This window comes from Drancourtella sp. An12, from assembly GCF_002160935.1.
Taxonomy (GTDB): Bacteria; Bacillota; Clostridia; order Lachnospirales; family Lachnospiraceae; genus Sellimonas; species Sellimonas catena.
Window position 1 is genome coordinate 25,894 of record NZ_NFLO01000020.1, and the last position, 25,460, is coordinate 51,353.

Sequence of the window (25,460 nt, forward strand, 5' to 3'; positions counted from 1 at the left end):
ACAGGAGAATCCTCTTTTCATCGGGGCTTTCGTACCGCTTACAAAGAAATAAGGAGGGATGACAGCATGTCAGTTGCAGACAAATATATTGACTTTGTAAGACAGGAAGCAATCGAGCATCCTGAGAAAAGCTGGAACAAAATGATTTTCGGGTTTCAGGCAAACAAATGGAGAACCAGACTTCTGCCAAAGAGCGGGCTTTCCAAAGGATATCAGAAGCTGGAATCGATGATGATGTCACTGGTGGCGGACGCTCTTGCCAGAGAGGACAGCTATGTGTGGAGCAATATTTTCGCGCCGTGCGAGATCATGAAGAGCATGGGAATCCGGACACTCTCCATCGAGTGTCTTTCGTGCTATTTAAGCGGATATCATCTGGAAGATCAGTTCATCGACTACGCACAGAATGCCGGAATTGCGCCGACACTGTGTTCCTATCATAAGACATTTGTCGGAGGCGTGGACAGCGGCGTGGTGCGCCAGCCCCACTATGCGGTGACGACCTCTCTTTCCTGTGACGGAAACCTCAATACGTTCCGTTATCTGGAGAAGAAAAAGGGAGTACCGTTTACCTTTCTGGATGTCCCGTACCGGGATGATGAGGCGTCAGTCTCCTATCTGGCGGATCAGCTTCGGGAACTTGCAGAGAAGCTTTCCGAAACTTTTGGAGTACGTTTCAGCGAGGAAAAACTGCGGGAGACCATCCGGATCGAAAATGAGACGAGAAAAGAGCTGTTCCGGTTTTTTGAACTTCAGAATACCTATTATTATCCGGGAGAGATCATCAGCCAGCTGTATCTGATGATGGGAACCCATCTGCTCATCGGAACGCAGGAATTTCTTGACTTGATCCGTTTTATGGTCGAGGATATTCAGACCTATCCGAAGTTTGAAGGAAAGAGGATTCTCTGGATTCATCTTCTGCCGTTTTATCAGGAAACACTGAAGAAATATTTTAACGGAAGCAAAGAGTATCAGATCACGGCAGGGGATATTGTCATTGATTACATGGAGGAGATGGATCCGGAAAAACCGTTTGAGTCACTTGCCAAAAAGATCATCCGGAATCTGTACAATGGCTCTTATTCACGGAAGGCCGATATGGTCGGAGAGTTGGCGGACCGGCTGAAACCGGACGCAGTCATCCATTTCTGCCACTGGGGATGCAAGCAGGCATCCGGCGGAAGTCTGATCTTGAAAGACCGGATGAAAGAAAAAGGCATCCCGACGCTGATTCTGGACGGTGACGGGATTGACAAGAGAAACAGCCACGACGGACAGATCAAGACGCGGCTGGAGGCATTTTTAGAATTGTTGGAGACAGAGGAAAAGGAATGTTAGGATATATATGTAAATATGCACCTGTGGAAGTCTTCGCGGCCATGGGAGAAACGGTTCAGAGGATTGAGCCGCAGGTGACCAGTTTTAATCAGGCGGATATGAAGATGCATCCGAACATCTGCAGCTTTGCGAAGGGCGTGCTGGAGGAAGTGTCAAAAGGAGAGTATGACGGAATCATCCTGACGACGTGCTGCGACAGCATCCGCAGGCTCTATGACGTACTGACCGAGGAGATGCCGGATAAATTCATTTACATGCTGGATACGCCGCGGATCATCAAAGATGCGGGGATCACACTTTACGCACAGCGGATCCGTGACATGATCCATGCTTATGAAGTATATTCCGGTAAGAAGTTTGAGGAGGAAAAGCTGGAAGAAATTATCCGGGCCCATCAAAGGGAGGAAATGATTTCCCTGAAAAAGGGCGGGCCGAATATCGGAATCATCGGTGCAAGAGCCGACGAGACGATCAAACAGATCTTAAAGGACAAAGGGGCCAATGTGGCATTTGACCTGACCTGTACCGGTCTTGCGAGAAAGCTGCTCTACGATGCGGAAGATGTGTTTGGCGGATATGTAAGAGGGCTTTTAAGCCAGTTTCCGTGTATGCGGATGGAGGCTGCCGCCGGAAGAGACGATCTGATTCAGAAATATGCAGAAAGTGTGGACGGGGTACTTTACCATACCGTCCAATTCTGCGATAATTATTCGTATGAGTACGCATGGCTCAAAGGGATTTTAAAGAAGCCGATGCTGCTTCTGGAGACAGATTACACGAAGCAGAGTTACGGACAGGTGCTGACCAGGATGGAAGCATTTCTGGAATCACTGAAAGGCAGCAGGAAAGAGACATCAAAAAGGAGAGGTGAGGAAAGCATGTATGTAATGGGGATTGACAGCGGATCGACGTCGACCAATGCCGTGATCATGGATCAGGACAGAAAAATCCGGGCATTTTCCGTGATCCGGACCGGAGCAAAGTCCGGCGAGAGTGCGGACCGGATTTTAAAAGAGGTGCTTGACCGGGCCGGACTGAAACGAGAAGACATCGCAAGAATTGTATCTACAGGATATGGAAGAGTCAGCATTCCGTTTGCAGATGAAAATGTTACCGAGATCAGCTGCCACGGCAAGGGCGCTCATTATTTCAATCCGAAGATCCGGACGATTCTCGACATCGGAGGACAGGACAGTAAGGGAATCCGGTTAAATGAAAACGGCGAAGTCGTGGACTTTGTCATGAATGACAAGTGCGCGGCAGGAACCGGACGTTTCCTTGAGATGATAGCAAGATCTCTGGAGATCGATATCGATGAACTGGGACCGATCGCCATGAAATCGACGGAGGATATTGAAATCACAAGCATGTGTTCCGTTTTTGCGGAGTCGGAGGTGATCTCTCTGATCGCCAATAACAAAGAAAAGGCGGATATCGCAAATGGAATCTGCAGGGCGATCGCGAATAAATCCTACTCACTTTTAAAGAGAGCAGGAATGGAGCCGGAATTTATGATGACCGGCGGTGTCGCGAAAAATCCGGGAGTTGTACGTGCGGTAGAAGAAAAAATCGGGGGAAAACTTTATATCTGTCCGGAACCGGAGATCGTAGGAGCAGCAGGAGCTGCACTTTATGCACTGGAACAGATATAGGTAGAAAGAGAGGAAGAGATGAAGAAAGCGGCGAAAATCTGGAGAATCGTTTTATCTCTGATTGTAGTGATTTTATATTCAGTTGTATGGCAGCTGCCGGTAGGAGGGGAAAACTACAATCTGATCAGCGCATGGATTCAGGCGCTTCAGGCCGGTGACTATATGCACTTCTGGCTTGGATCATCGGCAGGTCCGACGCTGGCGTTTTGCCATATTCTGGGAACCATTGCCGCACTGCTTTATGTGGTGCGTCTGATTCTGATGCTTTTGAAAAAAGAGGTTCATGCGCTGGATCTGGCATCACGGGCAATGGTATTTCTGTGCCTGATCGCCTGCATTCAGGCGGCAAACGCTTATGAAGGCGTACACGGAACAGAACTGAATAGCGAACAGGCTGAGCTGATGCCGTTGCTTTTTGTATCCATTGCCAGCCTGTTTGAATATGTAGGTTTCCGTTTCCTGGATGAATGGTATGAGCAGATGGCAGCTTACCGGGAGGTCAAACGTCAGGAGAGAGCGGCAAAGCTCCGTAGAAAGCAGGCACTTTATTTTCCTGGGCGGTATCCGAAAGAACTTGGAATCCTTATCTGGGAAAACTTTCGTTCCAGCATGAAAGACGGTGTGCTTCTCATTCTGGGAGGGATCTTTACTGCGATCTTCCTTATTGTTGCCTTCGGAGTATTCCTTTCATCCGGAAATATTCCGCAGGTACCGGGAATTCCGGAGTGGATTTTGAAACTGCAGGGGATCTTTACAAGTTCTACAGTGATGATTATTTTCCTCTGCATCCTGCTGATGTACAACCTGATTTCCAATTATACAAAGGTGAGAAACCGGGAATACCGGACTTTCCTGATCCTCGGTATCCGTACCCGGACGATCTACCTTCTGTTTGCAGTAGAATTTGGCATCAGTATGGTATTATCCGCCATTCTCGGCATACTTGCCGGAGGGGGTCTCTACTCTGTACTCAGAGAAGCGCTTCAGGGAAGAATCGTGCTTCCATCGTTCTTTTCCTCCTATGTCATCGGCTGGGGCGGGATCGCGTTTCTCCTGACACTGATTTTTTCTACTATGCTGAATCAGGAAAATATCCTGCGGATGGGCAATTCCACTGTGCTCTACGAGGAGAAAGAGGCGGAGACCGTGCCGTCTGCCGTATGGAGAAAGGTGATTATGGGGCTGGTGCTGCTTGATGTGGCAGCGACATGGTATACATCGGAAGCCTGGAGCGAGAATAAGGGAAGCTATCTGTTTGTTGTCCTTGGCGTGTTCCTCATTCTGACCGGAGTGATGGTAAGAAGCGTCAAAAAAGCCCGGCTGAATCCGAAAAAATATATCAAGGATGTGCTTTGGAACAAGGAATGGAGATACCGGTTTAAAAAGAACCGGTGGAGTATTTACGTCATGACGGTTGTACATATCTGCGTCCTTTCCTTTGCCGGAATTCCGCTGATCAGCGGAATGATTACGCCATCGGCGGAGGCGCAGCTGCCATATGATATTGTCAGCATGGCCTATGATCAGGATATGGACCGGGTGGAAGCGGTCATGGAAGAGTATGACGTGAAAACGCAGGTTTATCCGATGGTGCGGGTTAACTCGGTAAGAGGAAACAGCAGTCTGGAAGACGAGCGGATGGTAAGCATGGAGCAGGGACAGTATATCGGGATTTCCGAAGATACCTACCGGGCTTTGAAAGAGGCACTTGGGAAAACACCGGAGAATCTGGATTTAAAAGATGGAGAGATTCACACGGTTTACCAGCAGAATGTATCCATGCCGGCCAGAAATCTGGATTACAGCGGTTCCAGAACGGGAAATTATCTCCGGTTCGGACAGCCGCTTCTCTACTACAGCGTAGACCGCAGGCATGAGATTTATACCGGTCATGAGGAAGTCGGCAGAGAGCGGGACATTCTGACGGGAGTGCTGGGAGAAGGAGAACAGGAACAGCTTGTTGTCTTTTCCGATGAAGAATTTGAGCGGGGATACGAATCCGTACGGAAGAAAAATGAAGAAAACATGCCGGTTCTTCTGGAGCAGGGAGAGGCAGCATGGGAAGAATACATGGTTCAGAATGAGGACAACCTGACGGACGGGCCGACCAATCTGATTCTGTGGGAAGTACCGAAGGATCAGTACGAGGATGTGGTTTCGGCGCTTTCTTTCCTGGAGGAAGAGCATCCGATCGACCGGTTATTTGATGAGCGGGTCGGCAATCTTTATCCGAAGGATGAGATGATTGGAAAGGTGAAAGAGAGTAATGTCCGGGATCTGACGACACAGGCTGTGGCAGCGGCGCTTGTCTTTGTATTCGGACTCTTCCAGATTTATTCCAAGACGCAGAGCGAGGCGGGAACGATGCAGGAGCAGGATCTGTTCCTGATCCGGCTTGGAATGAAGGGAAAAGAGCGTCGGAAACTGATGCACCGTCAGATTCACCGGCCATTTTGGATTTCCGCGGCCGCCGGAATTCTGATCGAGACAGTATTTGCGCTGCTGACATTTGAGGTACGGTCCTACCAGACGGGGGATATGCTGCGGTATTCGGCAGCGGCAGCGGTCTTTACCATCCTCTACTACCTGATCTGGGAGATCTGGCTGACCGTGATGGAACGGAAAATATGGAAAGAAGCCGGGAACGGGAAATAAAAGGGAATCCGCGGATTCCGGCTGAAATATGGGCACAGGCTCAGGGGGAATCCCGGGCCTGTGCCTTTTTTGTCTCAAAAATACCGGTTGCTGTCTTTTATGCCGGATTTTCTTTCTTTCGTGCTGTGGTACTTGAAGATAAAAATTCAGAGAATTATAATGAACGCACAAGGGGAAAAGGAGGGGCTTATGATTCGGATTGCAGTCTGTGACGATCAGGAAATTGTGTGTGAAAATGTCAGGAAAATGATCCTGCATGAAGAGGAGGACCGATACGAAGTAGATCTCTTTCGAAGCGGAAAGGAATTACTGGAGGCAGGCCGTAAATATGATATTCTGTTTCTGGATATTGATATGCCGGGGATGGACGGAATCATGACGGCGAAGGAGATCAGAAAGACAGATAAGCAGGTTGAAATTATTTATATTACCAATTATGGCGGATATGCAGGATATGCTTTCGGAGTTCATGCCTTCGGCTACCTGCTCAAACCGGTCAAAGAAAAGGAAATTAAACGGCAGCTTAAGGAAGCGCTGGAATACATGCAGAAGGAAAATCAGAAGCCGGTTGTGGATCTTCTGACGAAGGAGGGAAGAATCCGGATTCCGGCGGAGGAAATCTATTACTTTGAATATACATTCCGGATGCTTGAGGTGCATACAAAGGAAGGCGTCTATTACCAGCAGGCAAAGATCAGTGAATGCCTGGAAAAAATGCGGCCGTATGGCTTTGCAATGCCGCACAAAAGCTTTGTAGTCAATCTGGATCAGGTCAGGGGAATTAAAGGATACGAGATTACCATGATGGATGGAAGCGTTCTTCCGCTTTCGCAGAAAAAGGGAAAGGCATTCCGGGAGGAACTGAATCTGTTTCTGGCCGGACGGCTGTGAGGAAATGGTTATGAATACAGGATTTACAGAAACAGAAAGAATCATTATTGTGCTGGCAGAGCTTCTCTACTGCCTGGCATACACCTATGCGGCATGGTATTTCATGAAGCGGAACCACAGGGCGGAAGAGATCCCGCACATCATCCGTATTCCGACGGTTTTGATTTTATTCTTAAGTTCGGTTTTAACACTCAGGCAGGAAAACGCGCTGCTTTATGCGGGGTGCGGTATGCTGATTCTCTTCGTCCTGTCATCGCTGTTTTACCTTCGGACCAAGGCGGGAATTGTGGAGACCATCCTGTTTGCCATGGCGGTATTTGGAAGTTATCTGGTATTTACGATGCTGCTTGATTTTTTCGGATACGGATTCGGCTCATCCATGACGCGGATGGTCGGGAACTGGTATTTCCTGATGCGGTCGGTGGTTTATCTGCTTCTGGCGGTGGAATACATTCTGGTCTCCCGGTATTTTGTCAAAGTATTCCGTGAAAAGGATCAGGTATTTCTTTCCAACGGGCAGACAGCAGTATTTCTGCTCATTCCGTTCTTGATGCTGGCGCTGATTCTAGCTCTGTATCTGAACGGAGACACGCTGCTGATGATCTATGGATACGGAAGTCTGGCAGCGGCGGTGCTCGGGATTGTACTGCTTCATCTTCTGGTTATCTATCTCTTCGGATATATGATCGGCCAGCAAAAGAAAAATTTACAGTATCAGCTCTACGAACAGCAAAAGGAGATGATGATGCATCAGTACCGGGAACTGGAAGAGAAGTATCAGGCATCCAGAAAGGTAATTCACGATGTGAAAAATCATATCCAGATGATCGGGGAACTGTATCACCTGGGTGATCTGGAGGCGGCGGACCGGTATTGCAGTGATATCGGAGGAATGTTAAGGAGTCTGGAACGGGTCACCTATACGGAACACCGGATGCTGAATATGATCCTCAATGAAAAGCTGAATCTTCAGGAAATGAAAGGGGCAAGGCTTCGTATTGAGATCGGGCAGGCGGATCTTTCGTTCATGAAAGATATCGATGTAACGACGATTTTTTCCAATCTGCTGGACAATGCAAGGGAAGCAGTTGCCGAGTGCGGCGAAGAGCGTTATCTTTCGCTCAAGATGGATGAAGCAAAAGATTTTCTTGTGATCTGCCTTCGAAATTCCTGTCCGGAAAAGCGGAAAAAGAGAAAGGGACACGAAGGGCTCGGACTTGTCAATGTCCGGTATGTTGTGGAATCATATGGAGGAACGATGCAGGTTTCGAGATTGAAAGACGGATACCAGACGAGTATCACCATACCAATAGAAAGAAGGGAAGAAAAATGAAAAAGGGAAAAAGAATAATTTGTATTATGGTGGCGGCAATCATGTTGATGCTTCCTGCGGCCGGATGTGCATCAAGGCTTTCGGCAAACTTCGATGAAAGGGAGGTACAGGAAAAAGCGGAAGAAATCGCAGAGCTTTCCTGTACGGGAAAGATCGGCGAAGCTTACGGAATGCTCAGCGAGATGATGAAAGCACAGATTACGGAGGATCAGATCCGGGCCGGAATCGAGGGAACCATCGAACCGCTGGGGGATTTCGAAAAGATCAGCGGAACCAATATCAGCGGACAGAAGGACAAGGACACGGGAACAGAATACGCGCTGGCCATTGTAATGGCTCAGTTTTCGGACGGCAGGGCACAGTTTACCATTTCCTTTGATACAGAAATGAACTGTATCGGATTTTACATCAAATAAGACGGGAGGGACTAGGTATGAAGATGTTTGAACACTACAGAAAGACTGAGATTTTTTCTATGCTTCTGATGTGGATTGTTACGATCGGCGTGGGAATCTATATTGCAGTGATGTATCAGAAGATTCCGGATGTGATCCCGACGCATTTTGGACTATGGGGACAGCCGGACAGCTGGGGAAGCAAAACAAGCCTTCTCTTTCTCTACGGAGTGAGCGTGGTGATGGCCGTGATCGAACAGTGGGCTCTCCATGCGGCGGTGAAAAATTCCGTAAAGACCGGGGCCGGCAGTATGATGAACAGAGATACCCTCGCGGTGACCGGACCCTTTCTCGCATTGATCTTTGGATGGTGCAGCGTGGGGACGATCTGGCTTGGAAGACTCGGAAAATACTTTTTCTTTGTTGTCCTCGGATTTGTTGCAGCTTTGTTTGTTTTCATATTTATCAGACAGAGACAGGAGCAGAGACGGGCGCAGGAGAGCGGCAGGATCAGAGTACAGAGAGAAGAGGAAGTATACAGAACCGAAAAACGGGACGATACTCTTGGAATTCCGGATATGAAGTTTCAGGGAAAAGTGGATCTGTGGGCATGGGCGCTTCTGATTTTTGTCAATGTACTGGTTCTCTGGTCAGTCATTCCGGCTGCAGGAGGAGAAAAAGAGGAAATCGCATCTGTGATCACAGCCCTGATTGTACTCGTTCTGGTGGATCTTCTGATGGTACCGATATATTTCAGAAATTATATTTACCTTGGAGAGCAGGAGCTGCTGATCGTATTCGGTTTCATAAAAAAACGCATCCGATACCGGAATATTGAACTTCTGGAGGAAACACACAATCCGCTATCTTCCCTCGCCATGTCACTGGATCGGATCTATATTCACACGAACTCCGGGGATGATGTGCTTGTGGCTGTGAAGGAAAAGAAAGAATTTATCGAGGAAGTGTACCGAAGAGCAGGAATCTGGGAGTAAAAATAAGAGTGAGTTAAATTGAGGAAAATGAAAATGGAAGTCATTGCAAATGGCAATACAGCCGAAATATATGAGTATGGAAATCAACGAATATGCAAATTATTTTATAATGGATATCCACAACAATATGTTGATCATGAGTTTAACAATGCAAAAGAAATTTGGAGTCTTGGAATTAAAAGTCCGGAACCACATGAAATTGTAAGCATAAATGGCAGGCCGGGTATAATTTATGATAAAATTATTGGAGAAGAGCTTTCTGATAAAATTCGGAATAGTGACCAGGAAACGTGGCTGAACAGATTTGTCAAATTTCAAAAAGATCTTTTTGGATTTCATGATGACAATTTGATGGATTATAAGGACTTCTTGAAATTGTTTGCATCCGGGGCTGAAGAACTGTTGCTGAAAATAGATGGATTAGATAATGGGAATTCGGTGATCCATGGGGATTTTCATCCTTCGAATTTGATGGTAGACAGGACGGGAACATTAATTCTGATTGATATGATGAATGTCTGTAAAGGATCTTCTGCATATGACGTTGCACGAACCTATTTTTTGCTCCGAAAAGATAAAGATCTGCAAAAAAAGTATCTTGAAAAATCCGGATATAAGATGGCAGAGATAAAATCGTATCTGGAAGTGATTTTATTGGTCAGAGAAAAGGAATTAGAAGCAGGAAATCAAAGGCATACGACTCAACAGGCTGATGATTTGGAATAACATAATATATTAGAAAATCACGGGGACGGACAATCGGTTTCCGTGATTTTTATGTCATAGTATTGTATAGACCTGTTCGAATACGAACACTGTTTTCCTGACGCGGTATATTGTAGCTGTCAGAAAGATGATGCTTCCGGCATTTTGAACAATAAATATGAAAGCGCTTTCACAAAAAGAAAAAATTAGAAGCAAAATAATTTACAAATTTTTAATAATTAAATTAGATAAAATGACAAAATGACGAAGAAATGGAGAAAAATGTTGACTTTATTTAGTCAAACGATATAATCGGAAATATGAAAGCGCTTTTAGAAAAAGGGAACGGATTTATGAAACAAGAAAACGAAAGGGTGACAGGAGGTCTACTATGGAGTATTTAATTGGAATTTTGTTATTGATTTCCTTCTTTGGGCTGGTCGTGTACGCGGTACGCGGAGGAAATCTGATGCTTGGTATTTTCGTAATGGGAGTGATCTGGACAGTACTTCCGATGATCGGAAATACATTTGTAACCAACCCGGATTTTATCGCGGCAAATAAGGATGCCATCAGTATCAGCTGGATTGATGCTTTGACAAGCACCTTCCAGAGCGGCCCGGAAGGATGGGGCGCGACACTTGTTAACGTAATCTTTGGTGCATGGTTTGGACGTGTTCTGATGAACACCGGGATCGCATCCACTCTGATCCGTACAACGACGGAGCTCGGAGGAGACAAGCCGGCGCTGACCTGTATCTTACTTTGCGTTGTAACAACAGCATGTTTCTCATCCATCTTCGGTGCAGGTGCAGTCGTGGCGATCGGTGTCATCGTACTTCCGATCTTTATGTCTCTTGGAATTCCGAGGGTGCTTGCGACCTGTGCATTCATGATGAGCGTTGGAGCCGGAATGTTTGTCAATCCGGTACTGTACGGACAGTATTCTGCGTTTTTCCTGCATGAAAACGGAAAGACACTTTATCCGTATGACCAGCATACATCCTGGGGAATCTACGCACTTGCCATTCAGGTTGTGTTTATCATTATCATGGTTTTAGTACTTTCCAGACAGAAAAAGGTACATACATGGGCGGCAACAGTTCCGGCAAAGAAAAACAGAAGAGGCGACAATGCTCCTGGAATCTCTCTGATCTCCCCGATCATTCCGGTAGTACTGTTGATTGTATTTGATGTTCCGATTATTCTTGGATTTATTCTTGGAAGTCTGTATGCGCTGGTAACATGTAAGAAAATCAAGAGCTGGGGTCAAACCTGCCGGATGATTAACAAGGACTTCTTCGACGGCGTGGTAGATACAGCACCGCTGGTAGGATTTCTGCTTGTGCTTCCGATTTTCAACAAGGCTGCAGAACTTTGCGTGCCATATTTCAATGCACTGCTCGGAGGAGTAATTCCGAACAACACGCTGGTAATCAGTATTGCATTTGCGGTTCTTGCCCCGCTTGGAATGTTCCGTGGTCCGTTTACACTGTTCGGATGCGGTGCGGCGACACTTGGTATCCTCAAAGGAATCGGATTCTCCACAGCATACCTTGCACCGCTGATTATCATCCCGAGTACCGTCATGAACGTGTCATGCTGTATTACACAGTCCTGGATTGTATGGGGTGTTAATTACACGAAGGTTTCAACGAAGGATTTCCTGAAGCTCAGTGCAGTATCCGGATGGATCATCTGTATCATTCTTCAGGCGATGGTTTACTTTATGTTCGGTTAGGATCATGGATGGAGGAATCAAAAGAATGGAAAGAAGAAAAGTCAGAATGGGAATCGACGTCGGCGGTACACATACAAAAGCAGTGGCCATCGACAATGCGACACAGGAAATCATCGGAAAGTCCTCTGTCAAGACGACACACGATGACGAGAAAGGTGTGGCAGCCGGAGTTGTTCAGGCGTTTGAAAACTGCCTGAAAGAAAATAATATTGATCCGAAAGATGTTGTGTTTGTCGCTCACAGTACGACACAGGCGACCAACGCACTCATCGAAGGAGACGTGGCGAAAGTCGGAATCGTTGCTTCCGCAAGAGGCGGGCTGGAGGGATTCCTGGCAAAAGCGCAGACAAAACTGAAAGACATTGATCTTGGATCCGGCAGAAGGATCGAGATCACAAGCCGTTTCATTAAAGAGGGGGATCTGAATCACGATTCCATCAAAAGAGCGGCGGAAGAAATGAAAAAGGAAGGTGCGGAAGTTATCGTTGCTTCGGAAGCTTTCGGCGTAGATGATATGAGCAGCGAGCAGGCAATCTATGATGTGACGAAAAACGAGATGGGAATGGAGACCAGTATGGCGTCTGACATTACCAAGCTGTACGGCCTGACAAGAAGGACGAGGACGGCCGCAATCAATGCAAGTATCCTTCCGAAGATGCTGAACACGGCAAACTCTACAGAGGAAAGCGTCCGCGCGGCAGGCGTGGAAGTACCTCTGATGATCATGAGAGGCGACGGCGGTGTCATGGAGATCAACGAGATGAAGAAGCGTCCGGTGCTGACGATGCTCTCCGGACCGGCGGCATCCGTTATGGGATCCCTGATGTACCTGCGCGCATCCAATGGTGTTTACTTTGAGGTCGGAGGTACAACAACCAATATCGGTGTCATCAAAGACGGACGTCCGGCGATCGACTATTCCATCGTCGGAGGACATAGAACCTACATCACATCCCTCGACGTGCGGGTGCTTGGTGTGGCAGGAGGAAGTATGATCCGTCTGTCCAAGAGCGGAGTCACAGATGTAGGACCGCGCTCGGCCCATATCGCGGGACTGGACTATGCGGTATTTACACCGGAAGAAGAAATCGTAGACCCGCAGCTGGAGCTCTTCTCCCCGAAGAAGGGTGATCCGGCAGACTATGTGGCAATCAAATTAAAGAGCGGCAAGCGCATCACCATCACCAACTCCTGCGCGGCCAATGTCCTGGGACTGGTAAAACCGGAGCATTTCTCCTATGGAAATGCCAACGCGGCAAGAAAGGCGATGCAGCCGATCGCGGACTATCTGGGTGTGACAGTGGAGGATGTGGCAACACAGATACTGACCCGTGCGTATGAAAAGATTTCGCCGGTTATTCTGGAACTTGCAGAAAAATATAAACTGGAAAAAGATCAGATTTCTCTTGTTGGAGTTGGTGGCGGAGCCACTTCTCTGATCGGCTTCTGCGCAGACAAAATGAAGATCAACTACAGCGTACCGGAAAACGCGGAAGTCATTTCTTCCATCGGTGTTGCACTTGCCATGGTGCGTGACGTGGTAGAACGTGTTGTTCCGAATCCGACAGCGGAAGATATCCGCAGCATCAAACAGGAAGCGGTGGACAAAGCGGTAGAAAGCGGTGCATCTCCGGATACAGTGGAAGTACATATCGAGATCGACCAGCAGACATCCAAGCTGACGGCGATTGCTCTTGGATCTACAGAAGTCAAGACGGCGGACCTGATGAAGGAATGTACCTACGAAGAGGCAAGACAGCTTGCGGCGGAAAACATGCGAAAGAAGGAAAACGAAATCGAACTTGTCTGCCAGATTCCAAATTTCTGGGTATTCCAGGCAGCAGAAAAAGACAAACGGCCAGTGCGTATTCTGGACAAGAAAGGATTTATCAAAGTACAGAGAACCGATGGTGTGGCTGTTCAGACAAAGGCCGCAAGCTACAGGAGCGCAGTATCGAAGATGTGGGAAGAGCTGGCGGTTTACAAGGCAGACTCCATTCTCCGTCCGGACTACTATATCTGCGCAGGCGCAAGAGTCATGGACTTTGGCGGAAGTACCGAACTGGAACAAATCCTGATGCTGATCGATGTGGAAATGCAGGCACTGGATCCGAATATGGACATCATCGTTGTAGGAGCAAAGAGTTCGTTATAAGTATTCAGAAAGAAGGACAACATGCAGCAGACAATACGGGAAATGACAAAACATCTGATGGAGCTTGGAGACGAGGCGTGGGGGCGCTATGCATTCCGGCATGAGCCCCTTGAGAGAAAACTTTCAGAAGCACAAAAGGAGACCTACACGCACCTTGCGATGGAATGCGGACGAGAAGAGGCTGATCTGTTAAAGGCCGGGTTTCCGGAGTGTACGGTGGAAGAGATTGTAAGGGCAAAAGGAATCCAGATAAAAACTCCGGATATTCCAAACGGCGGCGGGCATGTGATTTTTGCCCAGTACGAGGAGTCCGGCCGGATTACGATTTTCATGGACTGCATCAAAAAGGCTGAAGAACTTATTGCCGGAGAACAGATGGAAGACCTGTTCAAAGGAGCAGATCTTTTCTCTGTGCTGCTGGCTCACGAACTGTTCCATGCTGTGGAGCAGGAGAAACGGAAAACAATATTTACCCAGACAGAAAAGATTGAACTCTGGAAAAGACCGTTTTCCAACAAGTCCAGGCTTATCGCTTTGAGTGAAATGGCAGCCATGGCCTTTGCAGGCAGAATGGAACGCCTCTCTTTTTCTCCGTATGTGCTGGATGTGGTTTTGATGTACTGTTACAACCAGGAAGCGGCACGGGCTCTCTATGAGGAGATCATGGAAGCCGTTTCGGGAGAGGAGGAAAACGATGCTGACAACAAGCGTGAAAATTGGAAATAAATACAATTATACAGAAGAAAAGATAGAACGGGCGCTGGACTTTCTGAGGACCACGGATTTTTCAGGCATGGAGCCGGGAAAGGTGGTTATCGACGGAGATAAAATCTTTGCCGAGATTCAGGAATATACGACAAAAGACCCGAAAGACTGCCGGTTTGAGACCCACCGGAAATATTATGATATCCAGTATGTGGCGGAAGGAGAAGAGTTTTTCGGTTATATCCCGCTCTCAGAGCTGGAAGAGGATACCGGATACGATCCGGAGCGGGATCTGGAGTTTTATAAAGAGCCGGAAAATCCGGGGTGGATTCACCTCAGAAAAGGGGATTTTGCCATTGTCTCTCCGGAGGACGGGCACAAGCCAAGATGCATTGGAGATGCCCCGTGCAAAGTGAAAAAGATTGTGGTAAAAGTGCTTGTAGAAGCTTAAAATCATTGCTGTCGATTGACAATGAAAGAGAAGAAAACGTATACTAAAACTTAGAAAAATGTCAGGAGATAGCACAACATGAATATATATGATATTGCAAAAGAAGCCGGTGTTTCCATCTCGACAGTATCCAGAGTTCTTAACGATAAAGGATATGTCAGTGAGAAGACAAAGGCCAGAATCCAGGAAGTGTTAAAGAAAAATAAATACCAGCCAAGCGCTATAGCAAGAGGGCTTGTCAGCGGGACGATGAAAAATGTGGCGATCGTGACAGTTGATGTCCGGCACCCGCATTATGCCATGACGACATTTATCATGGAGCAGAAGCTGACGGGGCTTGGCTACATGGTTCTGGTCTGCAATACCGGTTCCAGAAAAGAAGAATGTATGAAATATATCCGGATGCTTTCGAGAAATCAGGTTGAAGGCGTGATTTTGGTAGGTTCAGAGTTTAATGATCTCTGTGATCCGAAGGAATTGGGAGAGCTTCTTCCGGAGACACCGATTGTGATGGCAAACGGAGAACTGAAACTTCCGAATGTCCAGTCGGTTCTCGTGGATGAGGGATACGGCGTACAGCTGGCGGTCCAGCATCTTTATGACAAAGGGCATCGAAATATTGCATTTGTAATGGATGTCAAAAAGGATGCGGGGATAAGAAAGCGCGACGGATTTTTGAGAAAAATGAAACAGCTTGGGTACGATGATGCCGCAGAACGGATCCTGTATACAAAATACGGAGCCGGAGGCGGCGAGGAGGCGGCAAAGAAGATTGTGGGCGGCAGCAGAAGATTTGACGCGGTGATTTTTACCGAGGACCTGACTGCGGTATATGCCATGAATGCACTCCAGAATATGGGGTACCGGATTCCGGAGGATGTAGCTGTGGTCGGATGCAACAATTCCGAATATTCCAGGATCAGCAATCCGCCCCTTACAACGATCAACAATAAAGGAGAACTTTTGAGCGAACTCTCCGTGCAGCTTCTGGAAAACCTGATGACAGGAAAGTCGGAGAAAGCGTCCCTGATCATCCGGCCGGAACTTGCGGTCCGTCAGACGACCTAGGCATAGAAAGGAAGATGTCAATGTCAGAAGTGATATTATTTGGAGAGCCGATGGCGATGTTTGTCGCGAAGACACCGGGAAGACTCCATGAAGTAGAAGAGTTTACAAGACTTCTTGCGGGAGCGGAAGTCAATGTGGCGATCGGTCTGAAAAGGCTCGGCCACAGTGTTTCCTATGTGACCAAGCTTGGAACGGATCCGTTTGGAACCTACATCGAGGAGAAACTGAAAAAAGAAGGGATTGATACCCAGATTACAAAGGATGACCAGCATTTTACCGGCTACCAGCTGAAGAATAAGGTGTTCGAAGGAGATCCGGAGGTCTTCTATTATAGAAAGAACAGCGCGGCTTCCTGCTTAAGTGAGGAGGACGTGGAAAAGGTGGATTTTGAAGGTGCCAGGGTACTGCATCTGACAGGAATTCCTCCTGCTCTTTCCCAGAGCTGCAGAAATGCGACTTACCGGATGATTGAGAGGGCAAGAGAAAACGGAATGCTTGTGACATTTGACCCGAACCTGCGGCCGACATTGTGGGAAAGCAAAAGTGTGATGATCCGCACGATCAACGATCTCGCTGCAAGAGCGGATATCGTTCTTCCTGGAACAGGAGAAGGGAAAATCCTTATGGGAAGTGAAGCGCCGGAAGAGATCGCCGCATATTACCGCGGACTTGGCGCAAAAGCGGTCGTCGTAAAGACCGGGGCCGACGGGGCATATGTGGATGCAGAGGGACAGAAAGAAACATTCTGCGGATTCAAAGTAGAGCAGGTTGTCGATACGGTAGGAGCCGGAGATGGATTTGCTGTCGGTATCATCAGCGGTTATCTGGAAGGGCTTTCCATTGAAAAGATGATCGAGCGGGCCAATGCCATCGGAGCCATTCAGGTATCGGTGGAGAGTGATAATGAAGGCCTGCCGACGCAGGAAGAACTGCAGGCATATATCGAAAAACATCAGAATCAGAGGTGAGAAGATGAAACTTCAGGTGGCAATTGACAGGACAGATCTTGAGACGGCAGAGGCTATGATAGAAGAGATTAAAGAGTCTGCCGATATTATTGAAATCGGAACATCCCTGATCAAAGACTACGGTCTGGACAGAAGCGTTGCGTATTTTCGGAAGCGGTTTCCGGAACAGTGTTTTCTGGCAGACATCAAGACCTGCGATGAGGGCGCTTACGAGTTCAGGAAAACATATGAGGCCGGAGGAGATATTCCGACAGTCATGGGATTTTCTTCCGTGACAACGATCCGGGCATGTGCCGATGTGGCCAGGGAGTTTGGAAAGGAATATATGATTGACCTGCTGGAAGTGCCGGCAGAACGGATCCGGGTACTTGGCGAAGCATTTCCGGAGGCTGTTTTCTGTATTCACCTTCCGTCCGACAGACAGGGGGAAGGGCTCGCGGAACTGGTCAGAAGCAGCGTCAGAGAGCTCTCGGGAGTCCGAAAGATAGCGGCAGCCGGAGGCGTAACACTTGATACGGTACCTTTGTTAAAAGAGTGCGGAATTGAAATCGGGATCGTGGGAAGCGCGATTACGAAATCAGGAAACAAACGAGAGACGGCTGCGCGGTTTGCCGGGGCCGTCCGGATGTAAGATATGGATAGAGAACGGAGGCAGGACAATGGATGTATTACGGACAATCATGGACGAGATTGAACATGTAGTCGCAAATGTAAAGAAAGACGAGATTGATCAGGTGATCGGTCTGATCCAAAAGGACCGGAGGATCTTCGTGGCGGGAGAAGGACGTTCCGGATTCAGCGCGAAAGGATTTGCGATGAGGCTGATGCATCTTGGATACACCGTATATGTGGTGGGAGAGACTATCACACCGGCCATAAAGGAGGGGGATATTCTGATAGGAGTATCCGGATCCGGAAAGAGCATCAGCGTTGTGGACGCTGCCAGAAAAGCGAAAGAGAAAAATGCATCGGTAATTGCTGTGACAAGCAAAAGAGAGTCGCCGCTTGCGGGATTTGCGGATCAGATCCTTGTGATTCCGGGGACCGTAAAAGGAGATACCGGGGAGAAGCGTGGTTCCATTCAGCTTTTGAGTTCCCTTTTTGACCAGAGCCTTCACATTGTTCTGGATGCGGTCTGCCTGCTCTTAAGTTACAGAGACAACACGGCAAACGAAAGTGCAACCGGGGCACACTGGTAGGCGGAGGAAGCGTAGAAGGGGGAAACACGAAATGAAAACAATAGATGAAAGGTTTGAAGAAATCCGGATTGTTCCTGTAGTCAAGCTTGAGAAAGCGGAGGATGCCAAAGATCTTGCCGGAGCTCTTGTAAGAGGCGGCATCCCGTGTGCGGAGGTGACCTTTCGGACAGATGCGGCCGCGGAAGCGATCCGCCGGATGAGCGAGTCATATCCGGACATGCTGGTAGGCGCAGGCACCGTCCTGAAGACAGAACAGGTGGATGCAGCCATCGAGGCCGGGGCAAAGTTTATCGTAAGTCCGGGGCTCAATCCCAAGATTGTACGCTACTGTCAGGAAAAAGGAATTCCGGTTTATCCGGGTGTGGCAACGGCAAGCGAGATTGAACAGGCGCTGGAGCTTGGTTTGTCTGTCGTAAAATTTTTCCCGGCAGAAGTAAACGGAGGCGTCAAAGCAATCAAAGCACTGTCGGCACCTTATTTCCAGCTCCGGTTTATGCCGACAGGCGGTATCAGCCAGGAGAATATTGGAAGATATCTCTCCTGCCCGCAGGTCATTGCGTGCGGAGGCAGCTGGATGGTAAAAGAAAGTCTGATTGCAGAGAAAAAGTATGATGAAATTGAAGCACTCTGCAAAGAAGCGGTGGAGCAGATCAGATAAAAGAATATGAGACAAGAGGAAAGCGGATCCTATAGCGGGTCCGCTTTTTGCTGCTATAAAAGATTTAATGAACTGAAATCAATCTGAAGATCACCGTAGATTCCTGCTTTTACAGAATCGGCGAAAGTGAATTCCGCGGTATCTTCGGATTGGAAATTATAAACGGTAACTCTGTTTTTATCAGGATCGACAATCCAGTATTCAAGAACTCCAGCTGTTCGATACTTGAAGAGTTTAGTGAAATAGTCTGTCCGTCTGCTTCCGGGAGAGACAATTTCAATGATCCAGTCCGGAGCGCCGGTACATCCTTTATCATTCAGCTTTTTGGAGTCGCATATTACACTGATATCCGGTTCGACGTAGTTTTTATCATCTGCGTTTAAAAATACGGCAAATGGAGCAATATCGACTTCGCAGGATCCGCCTTTCTGTTCGACATAATCAGCAATTTTGCGGTAAAGGAAACCAAGTATTAACTGGTGTCTCCTGCCCGGCGGTGCCATCATGTACATCTGACCATCGATCAGTTCTGCACGCTGCCCGTCAGGCAGAGCGTAGATATCATCGATCGTGTACTCGTTATTCTTCTGTGTTAATGCCATGGTAACACATCCTTTCTTCTCCTATGAATTTAGTATACCATAAAATTAAGAGTAGGTATACAAAACAAAGGTAGGATAACGCGGGGAAATCATTTCCGTTTTATCTACAGATTTTCCCGGCACCAGTTTTCCGCAAATGCCCGGAACTGTAAAACTGCTTTGGACGGCGTAATGCCGGACGGAAGAGCGATCCCGAGGGTACGGGTGTAGTGCTCGGTAAACGGGCGGATGCAGACTTCAAACGGGGCGTTGTGGAGAAGCAGTTTTGGCAGAATGGTAATGCCAAAGCCCTGTTCTACCATTTTCAATGTTGTAAAATCTTCATTCAGCTGATAGCGGATGTTTGGAGAAATCTGGTTCAGCTCGAAGATTTTGCCGGTTTCGTAGTCCAGACCGTCTGCGGACAGAATGAAGTCCTGGTTGTTGACGTCTGCCAGGGAGACGGACAGGTGACTTGCAAGAGGATGCGAAAGGGGTGTGACGAGCATCAGTTCATCACTTCCAAGTGGTACAAACGGCAGTCCCGGAACGGAGAATTCGGACACGAAAATGCAGTCCAGCTCATTGCCCATCAGTTTTTCCTTCAGTTCGCCAAATCCTCCGATGGTAAGCTGGAAAAGAATGTTCGGATATTCTTCAGAAAAATCTTTGATAATGCCCGGAAGCCAGTGATAGGAAATGCTCTGGATCGTGCCGATGCGGATCAGGCCGCTGTCCAGAGTGGAAAGAGAAGCGGCGGTCCGTGCAATCTGGTTTTCGGCCTCGCAAATGGTCCGAAGAGACTCTTTGATCCAGGCCATGTCGGATTTCAGTTCCATACCGTTTTTGGAACGGATGAAAAGCTCAAGCCCCAGCTCTTTTTCAAAATTTTTGATCGTCTGGCTGACCGCCGACTGGGTATAGTTCAGCAAAGCGGCGGTTTTGGAGATGCTGCGTGTTTCGCAGACGCTTAAAATGGTCTGATACTTGTTCATGATTCACCTTCCATTCGATTTCTTAATGGTTCATATTAGAAAAAATGAATTAAAATGATTTTCTATAATGCAAATGCGGATATAAGCAAAACCGAATAGTATATTTAAAAAATATTAATTCAGAAATTGCAGTTTCTATTTTATTATTATCATCAAAGGCAATTTATTTGTCAAGAGATTGAAGAGAAAGCAAAGCGCAGACAGGAGGAAATTATGGGAACAGAATACTGGAATGGCGCCGAGGCGGCGCACAGAAGAGTTATGATGAAAGCGGCAGGGTATTCCGACGAGGACATCCGTAAGAAACCGCATATCGGAGTTCCGAATTCATATATGTCAGGATCTCCGGGATCTGCCCACTTAAGACAGATCGCTGAAGCGGTAAAAGAAGGAATCTGGGCAGCAGGAGGAGTGCCGGTGGAATTCGGAATCCCGGCAACCTGCGGAAACATCGCAAACGGAGCAGAAGAACTGAAATACGAACAGGTTGGACGGGACATCGTGGCAATGTCCGTGGAATTTGTTACACGCGTACACAATTTCGACGGTCTTGTTATGGTCGCATCCTGTGATAATATCATTGCCGGATGTTATCTTGCGGCAATGCGTCTGGACATTCCGTCCATGATCGTGACGGGCGGTTCCATGCAGCCGGGACAGTACTGCGGGAAAACCGTGGTGGAAGCGGATCTGGATTCCGCAAGATTTTCAGGCGCTACAGAAGAAGAGCTGATGGACATGGAAGACAATGTCTGTCCGTCCTTTGGTGCATGTCCGTCCATGGGAACAGCAAATACCATGCAGATGCTTGGAGAGGTGCTGAATCTGGTGCTTCCGGGTACGTCTACGATCCCTGCATCCGACAACGCAAAGCTCCGCAGAGCAAGAGAAGCCGGAAAATACGCGGTTAAGATGGCAAAAGAAGGAAGAAAACCTTCAGATCTGATCACGAAAGAAGTGCTCCTCAATGCGATTATGTTTGATATGGCCGTGGCTGGATCCACCAATGCGGTTCTTCACATTCTTTCCTACGCATATGAACTGGGAATCAAACTGACTCTGGAAGATTTTGAAAAATACGCAGATGAAATTTACTGCATCAATGCAGTAGTACCGAGCGGCCCGTATACGGTCGTAGATTTCCACTATGCAGGCGGTGTTATGAACGTGATGAAGATGCTGGAGAGCAAATTGTTTACCGATGCTCCGAGTATGTACGGCTGCACATGGAAAGAGCTCCTTTCCAAGGTAACGCCAAAAGAAAATGAAGTTATTCATTCTCTGGAACGTCCGTTATTCCATGAGCCGGGACTGAAGATCTTAAGAGGAAACCTTTCACCGAACGGTGCGATTGTCCGTCCGACAGCCGTATACGAAGAAGTGAAATATCTGAAAGGGAAAGCAAAAGTATTCGAAGGCGACCGTCCGGCGTTTGAGGCAATCCAGGCAGGAGAAATCGTACCGGGTGACATCATTGTCATTCGTTATGAAGGATGTAAAGGGGCTCCTGGCATGAAGGAACTGATGCTGAGCATCGATGCCCTGATCGGACTGGGACTGCACAAGAGTGTGGGGCTGATCACGGACGCCAGATTCTCAGGATTTAACTATGGTGCAATTATCGGGCATGTATCACCGGAAGCATACGATGGAGGAACGATCGCACTTGTGGAAAATGGGGATGAAATCGTGATCGATATTCCAAATGGAGAGGTAAATCTGCTTGTTTCCGATGAAGAACTGGAAAGAAGAAAGGCAAACTGGGTATGTCCGCCGTTGAAAGAGGAAAAAGGATGTCTGAATATTTACGCAAAAATGTGCAGACCGGCAGAAGAGGGAGGCGCTATGCAGCCGTGGGGACTGGATGCGCGCTTTAAACGATAGGATACAAGGAGAACAGGAGGTTCAGAAATGTTATTATTATCAAGAGAAGATATCAAAAAAGTATTTACCATGAAAGACGCCGTGGAAGCGGACAAAAAAGCGTTTCAGCTTGTAGTGGAGGGAAAATGTGACTCTCCTATCAGGACAAACATTCAGGCGCCGAAATATGACGGAAGCTTCCTTTTTATGCCGGCGTACGTGGAAGAGATGGATACAGCTTCCTTAAAAGTAGTTAATATTTTCCCGCACAATATTGACCGTGGGCTTCCGTCATCACCGGCACAGGTCTTTCTGATCGATGGAACAACCGGAATTGTGGAGGCCGTGCTGGACGGAACTTATGTGACACAGCTTCGTACAGGAGCAGCTACAGGAGCCGCATTTGATCTTCTTGCAAAGAAAGACTGCCGTGTCGGCGCGCTGATCGGAACAGGCGGACAGGCAGCGACTCAGCTGGAAGCAATGGTGACAGTAAGAGATCTGGAAGAGGTCCGTGTGTATGACATGAATCCGGAACGGACAAAAGCCTTCGCGGAGCAGATGAATGAAGAATTAAAATCATATGGTGCCAGAATCGTTGCGGCAGCATCTTCTGATGAAGCGGTAGAAGGTGCAGATCTTCTTGTGACGGTAACTCCGTCCTCCAGACCGGTGTTTGATGCTTCCAAAGTAAAGGCGGGAGCAACGATCAGCTGCGTAGGAGCTTATCAGCCGCATATGCAGGAGATGGATCCGGCCATTCTTCCGAGAGCGTCCAAAATCTATTTTGATTCTGAGGAAGCGGTACTTTCCGAATCCGGAGACATTCTGATTCCGCTGGATGAAGGAATCATCACAAAAGAGGATTTTACAGGCGATCTGGGACAGCTGATTAAAGGAGAAATTCCGGGACGTGAAAACGATGAAGAAATTATTGTGTTTGAGACAGTCGGTGTGGCAACACAGGACCTGATTGCGGCAAAAGCAATCTATGACAAAGCAAAAGAAGCAGGAATCGGAATGATCTGGGGATAAGGAGCTTCGTGATGGAGAAAATAGAAAAAGTATTGGAGATTTTAAAAGAACAAGGTCTGGACGGAATTTATATCACAAAAGAAGCTAATGTCAAATACATCAGCGGATATCCGGATGAGCTGGCATATGCAGTGATCTGCCCGCAGGGCAATTATCTCATTACGGACAGCCGTTTTACAGAACTGGCAGAGCAGTCCTGTCCGGACTTTGAGGTTGTCAACTGGCACAATTACGACAGAAGTATCCCAAAAGCGTTGGAAAGTATCTGTGTCAAGGCAGGAATACAGAAGCTTGGATTTGAGGAGTGCTTTATAACCTACGATAAATACGAAGAAATCCACAGACGTCTTTCAGAGCATCAGATTGAGATGAAAGGAACAAGAAACATTGTGGAAGAGCTGCGGTATGTAAAGAGCGAAGAAGAAGTAGCCAATACAAGAATTGCCTGCGAGATTGCGGACAAAGCGTTGGAAGAGCTGATTCCGTATATTAAACCAGGTGTTACGGAAAGAGAATTGTGTGCGCGTCTGGAATTTAGCATGAAGATGCACGGAGCGCAGGATATCGGATTTGAGACGATTCTGATTTCCGGAGCAAAGACATCACTGCTCCATGGAAAGCCGGGAGATAAGAAGGTAGAAGAGGGCGATTTCGTTCTTGTTGACTATGGTGCGAAATACAACGGATATATTTCCGATACGACCCGTACGTTTGCGGTAGGACATGTGTCTGAACAGCAAAAAGAAATTTACGAACTGGTACGCGAAGCGCAGGAAACAGGAGTCCGGAACATGGGTCCTGGAATTGTTGCTTCCAAACCGGATGCAGAGATTCGTAAAGTAGTGAAAAAGTATGAAGAGTATTATTATTCCGGAATGGGACATGGCGTAGGACTTGATCTTCATGAAGAGCCGTTTCTTGGAATGTATGGTACGAAAATAATGCAGCCTGGCTGCGTGATTACCATGGAACCGGGAATCTATATTCCGGGATGGGGAGGTGTCCGTATCGAGGATACGGTACTGATTACGGAAAACGGTGCAGAGACACTGACGCACTTCCCGAAAGATCTGATGATTCTATAAATAAAAAAGAAAGCCTCGGCCATCTTTAAAGACGGCTGAGGCAGTTTTTTGCAAAATCCGCGGCGCGTGTAAGATCATCTTTTGTCGGATGAATCATCGCTTCATCAAAATTTGACAGCTGAAGCTTCAGATGGTGATCGTGAGCCTGATCTCCATTTAACATGGACTCGTATTTCTGGCGAATCTGCACAGGCATCTTGCCCTGACAGAAGAATCCGCCCAGATAGAGATTGTCATCTTCGAGCCAGATCCGGGCACTGTTTTCGATGTTTTTATAGTAGTTATCCACATTACCGGCCCCGCATGTGCCGAATAAAGCGACATTCTTTCCGGAGATGGAAGAAAGCAGATTTCCAACCTCAAGGCTGCAGGTGCCACGGTGGACACAAAAACCGACAAAATAAGTGGCTGCATCCGGCAGACCGTTCAGTTCATCGATACTTCTGAGATCTTTTGCCATTCCAGGAAGGGCGGCAAAAATGGATGTGGCAAGTTTTTTTGTGTTGCCGGTTTCACTTTGATACAGAACCATATAATCAAGCATGATAATGGCCCTCCTTTCTCAGCTTTTCTTAATAAAATGGGCATTACATTTCGGACACCGGATTTCGATCCTGCCTTTTCCGCGGGGAATCCGGATTTTCTGTCCGCAGGAAGGACACTTATATATGTGATAGTGTTTTCTCTGACTGAGACCGTAACGGATGGCGGAAAACTTTTTCCGGATCCCGGCCGTGTATTTCAGATAGAGCTGATTTTCAGCGTAACGTTTGGAATGGTTTCGTGAAAACATTCGAAAATAGGAATAAATTAAAACGGCAAGCGAAAACAGATATAGAATTCCGCCGTATCGGGTAAATCCGGATAACAGTAAAAAAATGATCCCTGTTATCACCAGGAATTTTGAAAACTGGTCAACGCCGTAGCGGCCGTACATAAAGCGTAAAAACTTATCTTTCATTTTTCTACACAACCTGTCTTAATATTTT

Annotated in this window: 24 protein-coding genes; 20 read left to right on the top strand and 4 right to left on the bottom strand. The window is 47.4% G+C overall.

The window, feature by feature from the left end; translation table 11 throughout:
- Positions 1-66 precede the first annotated feature (66 nt).
- From B5E64_RS14425 to B5E64_RS14510, 17 genes are all read left to right on the top strand, one after another.
- On the top strand, positions 67-1,341 hold the full coding sequence (locus B5E64_RS14425) for a 2-hydroxyacyl-CoA dehydratase family protein (RefSeq protein ID WP_087169151.1): 1,275 nt from the start codon (positions 67-69) through the stop codon (positions 1,339-1,341).
- Positions 1,335-2,993 carry an acyl-CoA dehydratase activase gene (locus tag B5E64_RS14430; protein ID WP_087169152.1) on the top strand — a complete coding sequence of 553 codons (1,659 nt, stop codon included), beginning with the start codon at positions 1,335-1,337 and terminating at the stop codon, positions 2,991-2,993. The genes B5E64_RS14425 and B5E64_RS14430 overlap by 7 nt, the downstream gene beginning before the upstream one ends.
- Positions 2,994-3,011: 18 nt before the next feature.
- A complete protein-coding gene (locus tag B5E64_RS14435) occupies positions 3,012-5,648 on the top strand; it encodes an ABC transporter permease (RefSeq protein ID WP_087169153.1) in 2,637 nt (878 codons plus the stop codon).
- A 189-nt stretch (positions 5,649-5,837) separates the two neighbouring features.
- Positions 5,838-6,539 carry a LytTR family DNA-binding domain-containing protein gene (locus tag B5E64_RS14445; protein ID WP_087169155.1) on the top strand — a complete coding sequence of 234 codons (702 nt, stop codon included), beginning with the start codon at positions 5,838-5,840 and terminating at the stop codon, positions 6,537-6,539.
- A 10-nt stretch (positions 6,540-6,549) separates the two neighbouring features.
- Entirely contained in the window at positions 6,550-7,872 is a 1,323-nt protein-coding gene (locus tag B5E64_RS14450; protein WP_162610199.1) for a sensor histidine kinase, read from the top strand.
- Positions 7,869-8,288, top strand: coding sequence for a DUF3887 domain-containing protein (locus B5E64_RS14455; RefSeq protein WP_087169157.1), 420 nt, complete (start codon positions 7,869-7,871; stop codon positions 8,286-8,288). Before B5E64_RS14450 ends, B5E64_RS14455 begins: the two co-directional genes overlap by 4 nt.
- A 17-nt stretch (positions 8,289-8,305) precedes the next feature.
- Positions 8,306-9,262 (top strand): PH domain-containing protein, encoded by a 957-nt coding sequence (locus B5E64_RS14460; protein ID WP_087169158.1) that lies wholly within the window; start codon positions 8,306-8,308, stop codon positions 9,260-9,262.
- A 33-nt stretch (positions 9,263-9,295) separates the two neighbouring features.
- Positions 9,296-9,988: a phosphotransferase gene (locus B5E64_RS14465; RefSeq protein ID WP_162610200.1), complete on the top strand. Its 693-nt coding sequence runs from the start codon at positions 9,296-9,298 to the stop codon at positions 9,986-9,988.
- Positions 9,989-10,358: 370 nt separating this feature from the next.
- Positions 10,359-11,708, top strand: coding sequence for a citrate transporter (locus B5E64_RS14470; protein WP_087169160.1), 1,350 nt, complete (start codon positions 10,359-10,361; stop codon positions 11,706-11,708).
- 25 nt (positions 11,709-11,733) lie between these two features.
- Positions 11,734-13,863 carry a hydantoinase/oxoprolinase family protein gene (locus B5E64_RS14475; RefSeq protein WP_087169161.1) on the top strand — a complete coding sequence of 710 codons (2,130 nt, stop codon included), beginning with the start codon at positions 11,734-11,736 and terminating at the stop codon, positions 13,861-13,863.
- A 21-nt stretch (positions 13,864-13,884) separates the two neighbouring features.
- Positions 13,885-14,589, top strand: coding sequence for a hypothetical protein (locus tag B5E64_RS14480; protein WP_087169162.1), 705 nt, complete (start codon positions 13,885-13,887; stop codon positions 14,587-14,589).
- Entirely contained in the window at positions 14,558-15,019 is a 462-nt protein-coding gene (locus tag B5E64_RS14485) for a YhcH/YjgK/YiaL family protein (RefSeq protein ID WP_087169163.1), read from the top strand. Before B5E64_RS14480 ends, B5E64_RS14485 begins: the two co-directional genes overlap by 32 nt.
- Before the next feature lie 78 nt (positions 15,020-15,097).
- Positions 15,098-16,087, top strand: coding sequence for a LacI family DNA-binding transcriptional regulator (locus B5E64_RS14490; RefSeq protein ID WP_087169164.1), 990 nt, complete (start codon positions 15,098-15,100; stop codon positions 16,085-16,087).
- A 20-nt stretch (positions 16,088-16,107) separates the two neighbouring features.
- Entirely contained in the window at positions 16,108-17,055 is a 948-nt protein-coding gene (locus B5E64_RS14495) for a sugar kinase (RefSeq protein WP_087169165.1), read from the top strand.
- 4 nt (positions 17,056-17,059) lie between these two features.
- On the top strand, positions 17,060-17,686 hold the full coding sequence (locus B5E64_RS14500) for an orotidine 5'-phosphate decarboxylase / HUMPS family protein (RefSeq protein ID WP_162610201.1): 627 nt from the start codon (positions 17,060-17,062) through the stop codon (positions 17,684-17,686).
- 28 nt (positions 17,687-17,714) lie between these two features.
- Entirely contained in the window at positions 17,715-18,254 is a 540-nt protein-coding gene (gene hxlB / locus B5E64_RS14505) for a 6-phospho-3-hexuloisomerase (RefSeq protein WP_087169167.1), read from the top strand.
- A gap of 31 nt (positions 18,255-18,285) precedes the next feature.
- Positions 18,286-18,912 carry a bifunctional 4-hydroxy-2-oxoglutarate aldolase/2-dehydro-3-deoxy-phosphogluconate aldolase gene (locus B5E64_RS14510; protein WP_087169168.1) on the top strand — a complete coding sequence of 209 codons (627 nt, stop codon included), beginning with the start codon at positions 18,286-18,288 and terminating at the stop codon, positions 18,910-18,912.
- A gap of 53 nt (positions 18,913-18,965) precedes the next feature.
- On the opposite strand, the gene B5E64_RS14515 is transcribed toward B5E64_RS14510, so the two are convergent.
- Positions 18,966-19,514, bottom strand: coding sequence for a Uma2 family endonuclease (locus B5E64_RS14515; RefSeq protein ID WP_087169169.1), 549 nt, complete (start codon positions 19,512-19,514; stop codon positions 18,966-18,968).
- A 104-nt stretch (positions 19,515-19,618) separates the two neighbouring features.
- Positions 19,619-20,488, bottom strand: coding sequence for a LysR family transcriptional regulator (locus tag B5E64_RS14520; protein WP_087169170.1), 870 nt, complete (start codon positions 20,486-20,488; stop codon positions 19,619-19,621).
- A gap of 213 nt (positions 20,489-20,701) precedes the next feature.
- Here B5E64_RS14520 and ilvD point away from each other — a divergent pair, with 213 nt between their 5' ends.
- From ilvD to B5E64_RS14535, 3 genes are read left to right on the top strand one after another with little or no spacing between them, the layout of a single operon-like run.
- Entirely contained in the window at positions 20,702-22,372 is a 1,671-nt protein-coding gene (gene ilvD / locus B5E64_RS14525) for a dihydroxy-acid dehydratase (protein WP_087169171.1), read from the top strand.
- Positions 22,373-22,399: 27 nt separating this feature from the next.
- Positions 22,400-23,386 (top strand): ornithine cyclodeaminase family protein, encoded by a 987-nt coding sequence (locus B5E64_RS14530; RefSeq protein ID WP_087169172.1) that lies wholly within the window; start codon positions 22,400-22,402, stop codon positions 23,384-23,386.
- 11 nt (positions 23,387-23,397) lie between these two features.
- The gene (locus B5E64_RS14535; protein ID WP_087169173.1) at positions 23,398-24,471 is read left to right on the top strand and encodes a Xaa-Pro peptidase family protein; all 1,074 of its coding nucleotides are present in this window, start codon (positions 23,398-23,400) and stop codon (positions 24,469-24,471) included.
- A 25-nt stretch (positions 24,472-24,496) separates the two neighbouring features.
- Here the strand turns inward: B5E64_RS14535 and B5E64_RS14540 are convergent, their stop codons facing one another.
- Both B5E64_RS14540 and B5E64_RS14545 read right to left on the bottom strand, forming a co-directional pair.
- Positions 24,497-25,015: a flavodoxin family protein gene (locus B5E64_RS14540; RefSeq protein ID WP_087169174.1), complete on the bottom strand. Its 519-nt coding sequence runs from the start codon at positions 25,013-25,015 to the stop codon at positions 24,497-24,499.
- A gap of 18 nt (positions 25,016-25,033) precedes the next feature.
- Positions 25,034-25,432, bottom strand: a complete 399-nt coding sequence (locus B5E64_RS14545) for a hypothetical protein (RefSeq protein WP_087169175.1) — start codon at positions 25,430-25,432, stop codon at positions 25,034-25,036.
- Between the last annotated feature and the right edge of the window lie 28 nt (positions 25,433-25,460).

Excerpts from the sequence above, each read along its gene's own strand:
- B5E64_RS14425 (WP_087169151.1), top strand. The coding sequence starts at position 67 with ATGTCAGTTGCAGACAAATATATTGACTTTGTAAGACAGGAAGCAATC.
- B5E64_RS14430 (WP_087169152.1), top strand. The coding sequence starts at position 1,335 with ATGTTAGGATATATATGTAAATATGCACCTGTGGAAGTCTTCGCGGCC.
- B5E64_RS14435 (WP_087169153.1), top strand. The coding sequence starts at position 3,012 with ATGAAGAAAGCGGCGAAAATCTGGAGAATCGTTTTATCTCTGATTGTA.
- B5E64_RS14445 (WP_087169155.1), top strand. The coding sequence starts at position 5,838 with ATGATTCGGATTGCAGTCTGTGACGATCAGGAAATTGTGTGTGAAAAT.
- B5E64_RS14450 (WP_162610199.1), top strand. The coding sequence starts at position 6,550 with ATGAATACAGGATTTACAGAAACAGAAAGAATCATTATTGTGCTGGCA.
- B5E64_RS14455 (WP_087169157.1), top strand. The coding sequence starts at position 7,869 with ATGAAAAAGGGAAAAAGAATAATTTGTATTATGGTGGCGGCAATCATG.
- B5E64_RS14460 (WP_087169158.1), top strand. The coding sequence starts at position 8,306 with ATGAAGATGTTTGAACACTACAGAAAGACTGAGATTTTTTCTATGCTT.
- B5E64_RS14465 (WP_162610200.1), top strand. The coding sequence starts at position 9,296 with ATGGAAGTCATTGCAAATGGCAATACAGCCGAAATATATGAGTATGGA.
- B5E64_RS14470 (WP_087169160.1), top strand. The coding sequence starts at position 10,359 with ATGGAGTATTTAATTGGAATTTTGTTATTGATTTCCTTCTTTGGGCTG.
- B5E64_RS14475 (WP_087169161.1), top strand. The coding sequence starts at position 11,734 with ATGGAAAGAAGAAAAGTCAGAATGGGAATCGACGTCGGCGGTACACAT.
- B5E64_RS14480 (WP_087169162.1), top strand. The coding sequence starts at position 13,885 with ATGCAGCAGACAATACGGGAAATGACAAAACATCTGATGGAGCTTGGA.
- B5E64_RS14485 (WP_087169163.1), top strand. The coding sequence starts at position 14,558 with ATGCTGACAACAAGCGTGAAAATTGGAAATAAATACAATTATACAGAA.
- B5E64_RS14490 (WP_087169164.1), top strand. The coding sequence starts at position 15,098 with ATGAATATATATGATATTGCAAAAGAAGCCGGTGTTTCCATCTCGACA.
- B5E64_RS14495 (WP_087169165.1), top strand. The coding sequence starts at position 16,108 with ATGTCAGAAGTGATATTATTTGGAGAGCCGATGGCGATGTTTGTCGCG.
- B5E64_RS14500 (WP_162610201.1), top strand. The coding sequence starts at position 17,060 with ATGAAACTTCAGGTGGCAATTGACAGGACAGATCTTGAGACGGCAGAG.
- hxlB (WP_087169167.1), top strand. The coding sequence starts at position 17,715 with ATGGATGTATTACGGACAATCATGGACGAGATTGAACATGTAGTCGCA.
- B5E64_RS14510 (WP_087169168.1), top strand. The coding sequence starts at position 18,286 with ATGAAAACAATAGATGAAAGGTTTGAAGAAATCCGGATTGTTCCTGTA.
- B5E64_RS14515 (WP_087169169.1), bottom strand. The coding sequence starts at position 19,514 with ATGGCATTAACACAGAAGAATAACGAGTACACGATCGATGATATCTAC.
- B5E64_RS14520 (WP_087169170.1), bottom strand. The coding sequence starts at position 20,488 with ATGAACAAGTATCAGACCATTTTAAGCGTCTGCGAAACACGCAGCATC.
- ilvD (WP_087169171.1), top strand. The coding sequence starts at position 20,702 with ATGGGAACAGAATACTGGAATGGCGCCGAGGCGGCGCACAGAAGAGTT.
- B5E64_RS14530 (WP_087169172.1), top strand. The coding sequence starts at position 22,400 with ATGTTATTATTATCAAGAGAAGATATCAAAAAAGTATTTACCATGAAA.
- B5E64_RS14535 (WP_087169173.1), top strand. The coding sequence starts at position 23,398 with ATGGAGAAAATAGAAAAAGTATTGGAGATTTTAAAAGAACAAGGTCTG.
- B5E64_RS14540 (WP_087169174.1), bottom strand. The coding sequence starts at position 25,015 with ATGCTTGATTATATGGTTCTGTATCAAAGTGAAACCGGCAACACAAAA.
- B5E64_RS14545 (WP_087169175.1), bottom strand. The coding sequence starts at position 25,432 with ATGAAAGATAAGTTTTTACGCTTTATGTACGGCCGCTACGGCGTTGAC.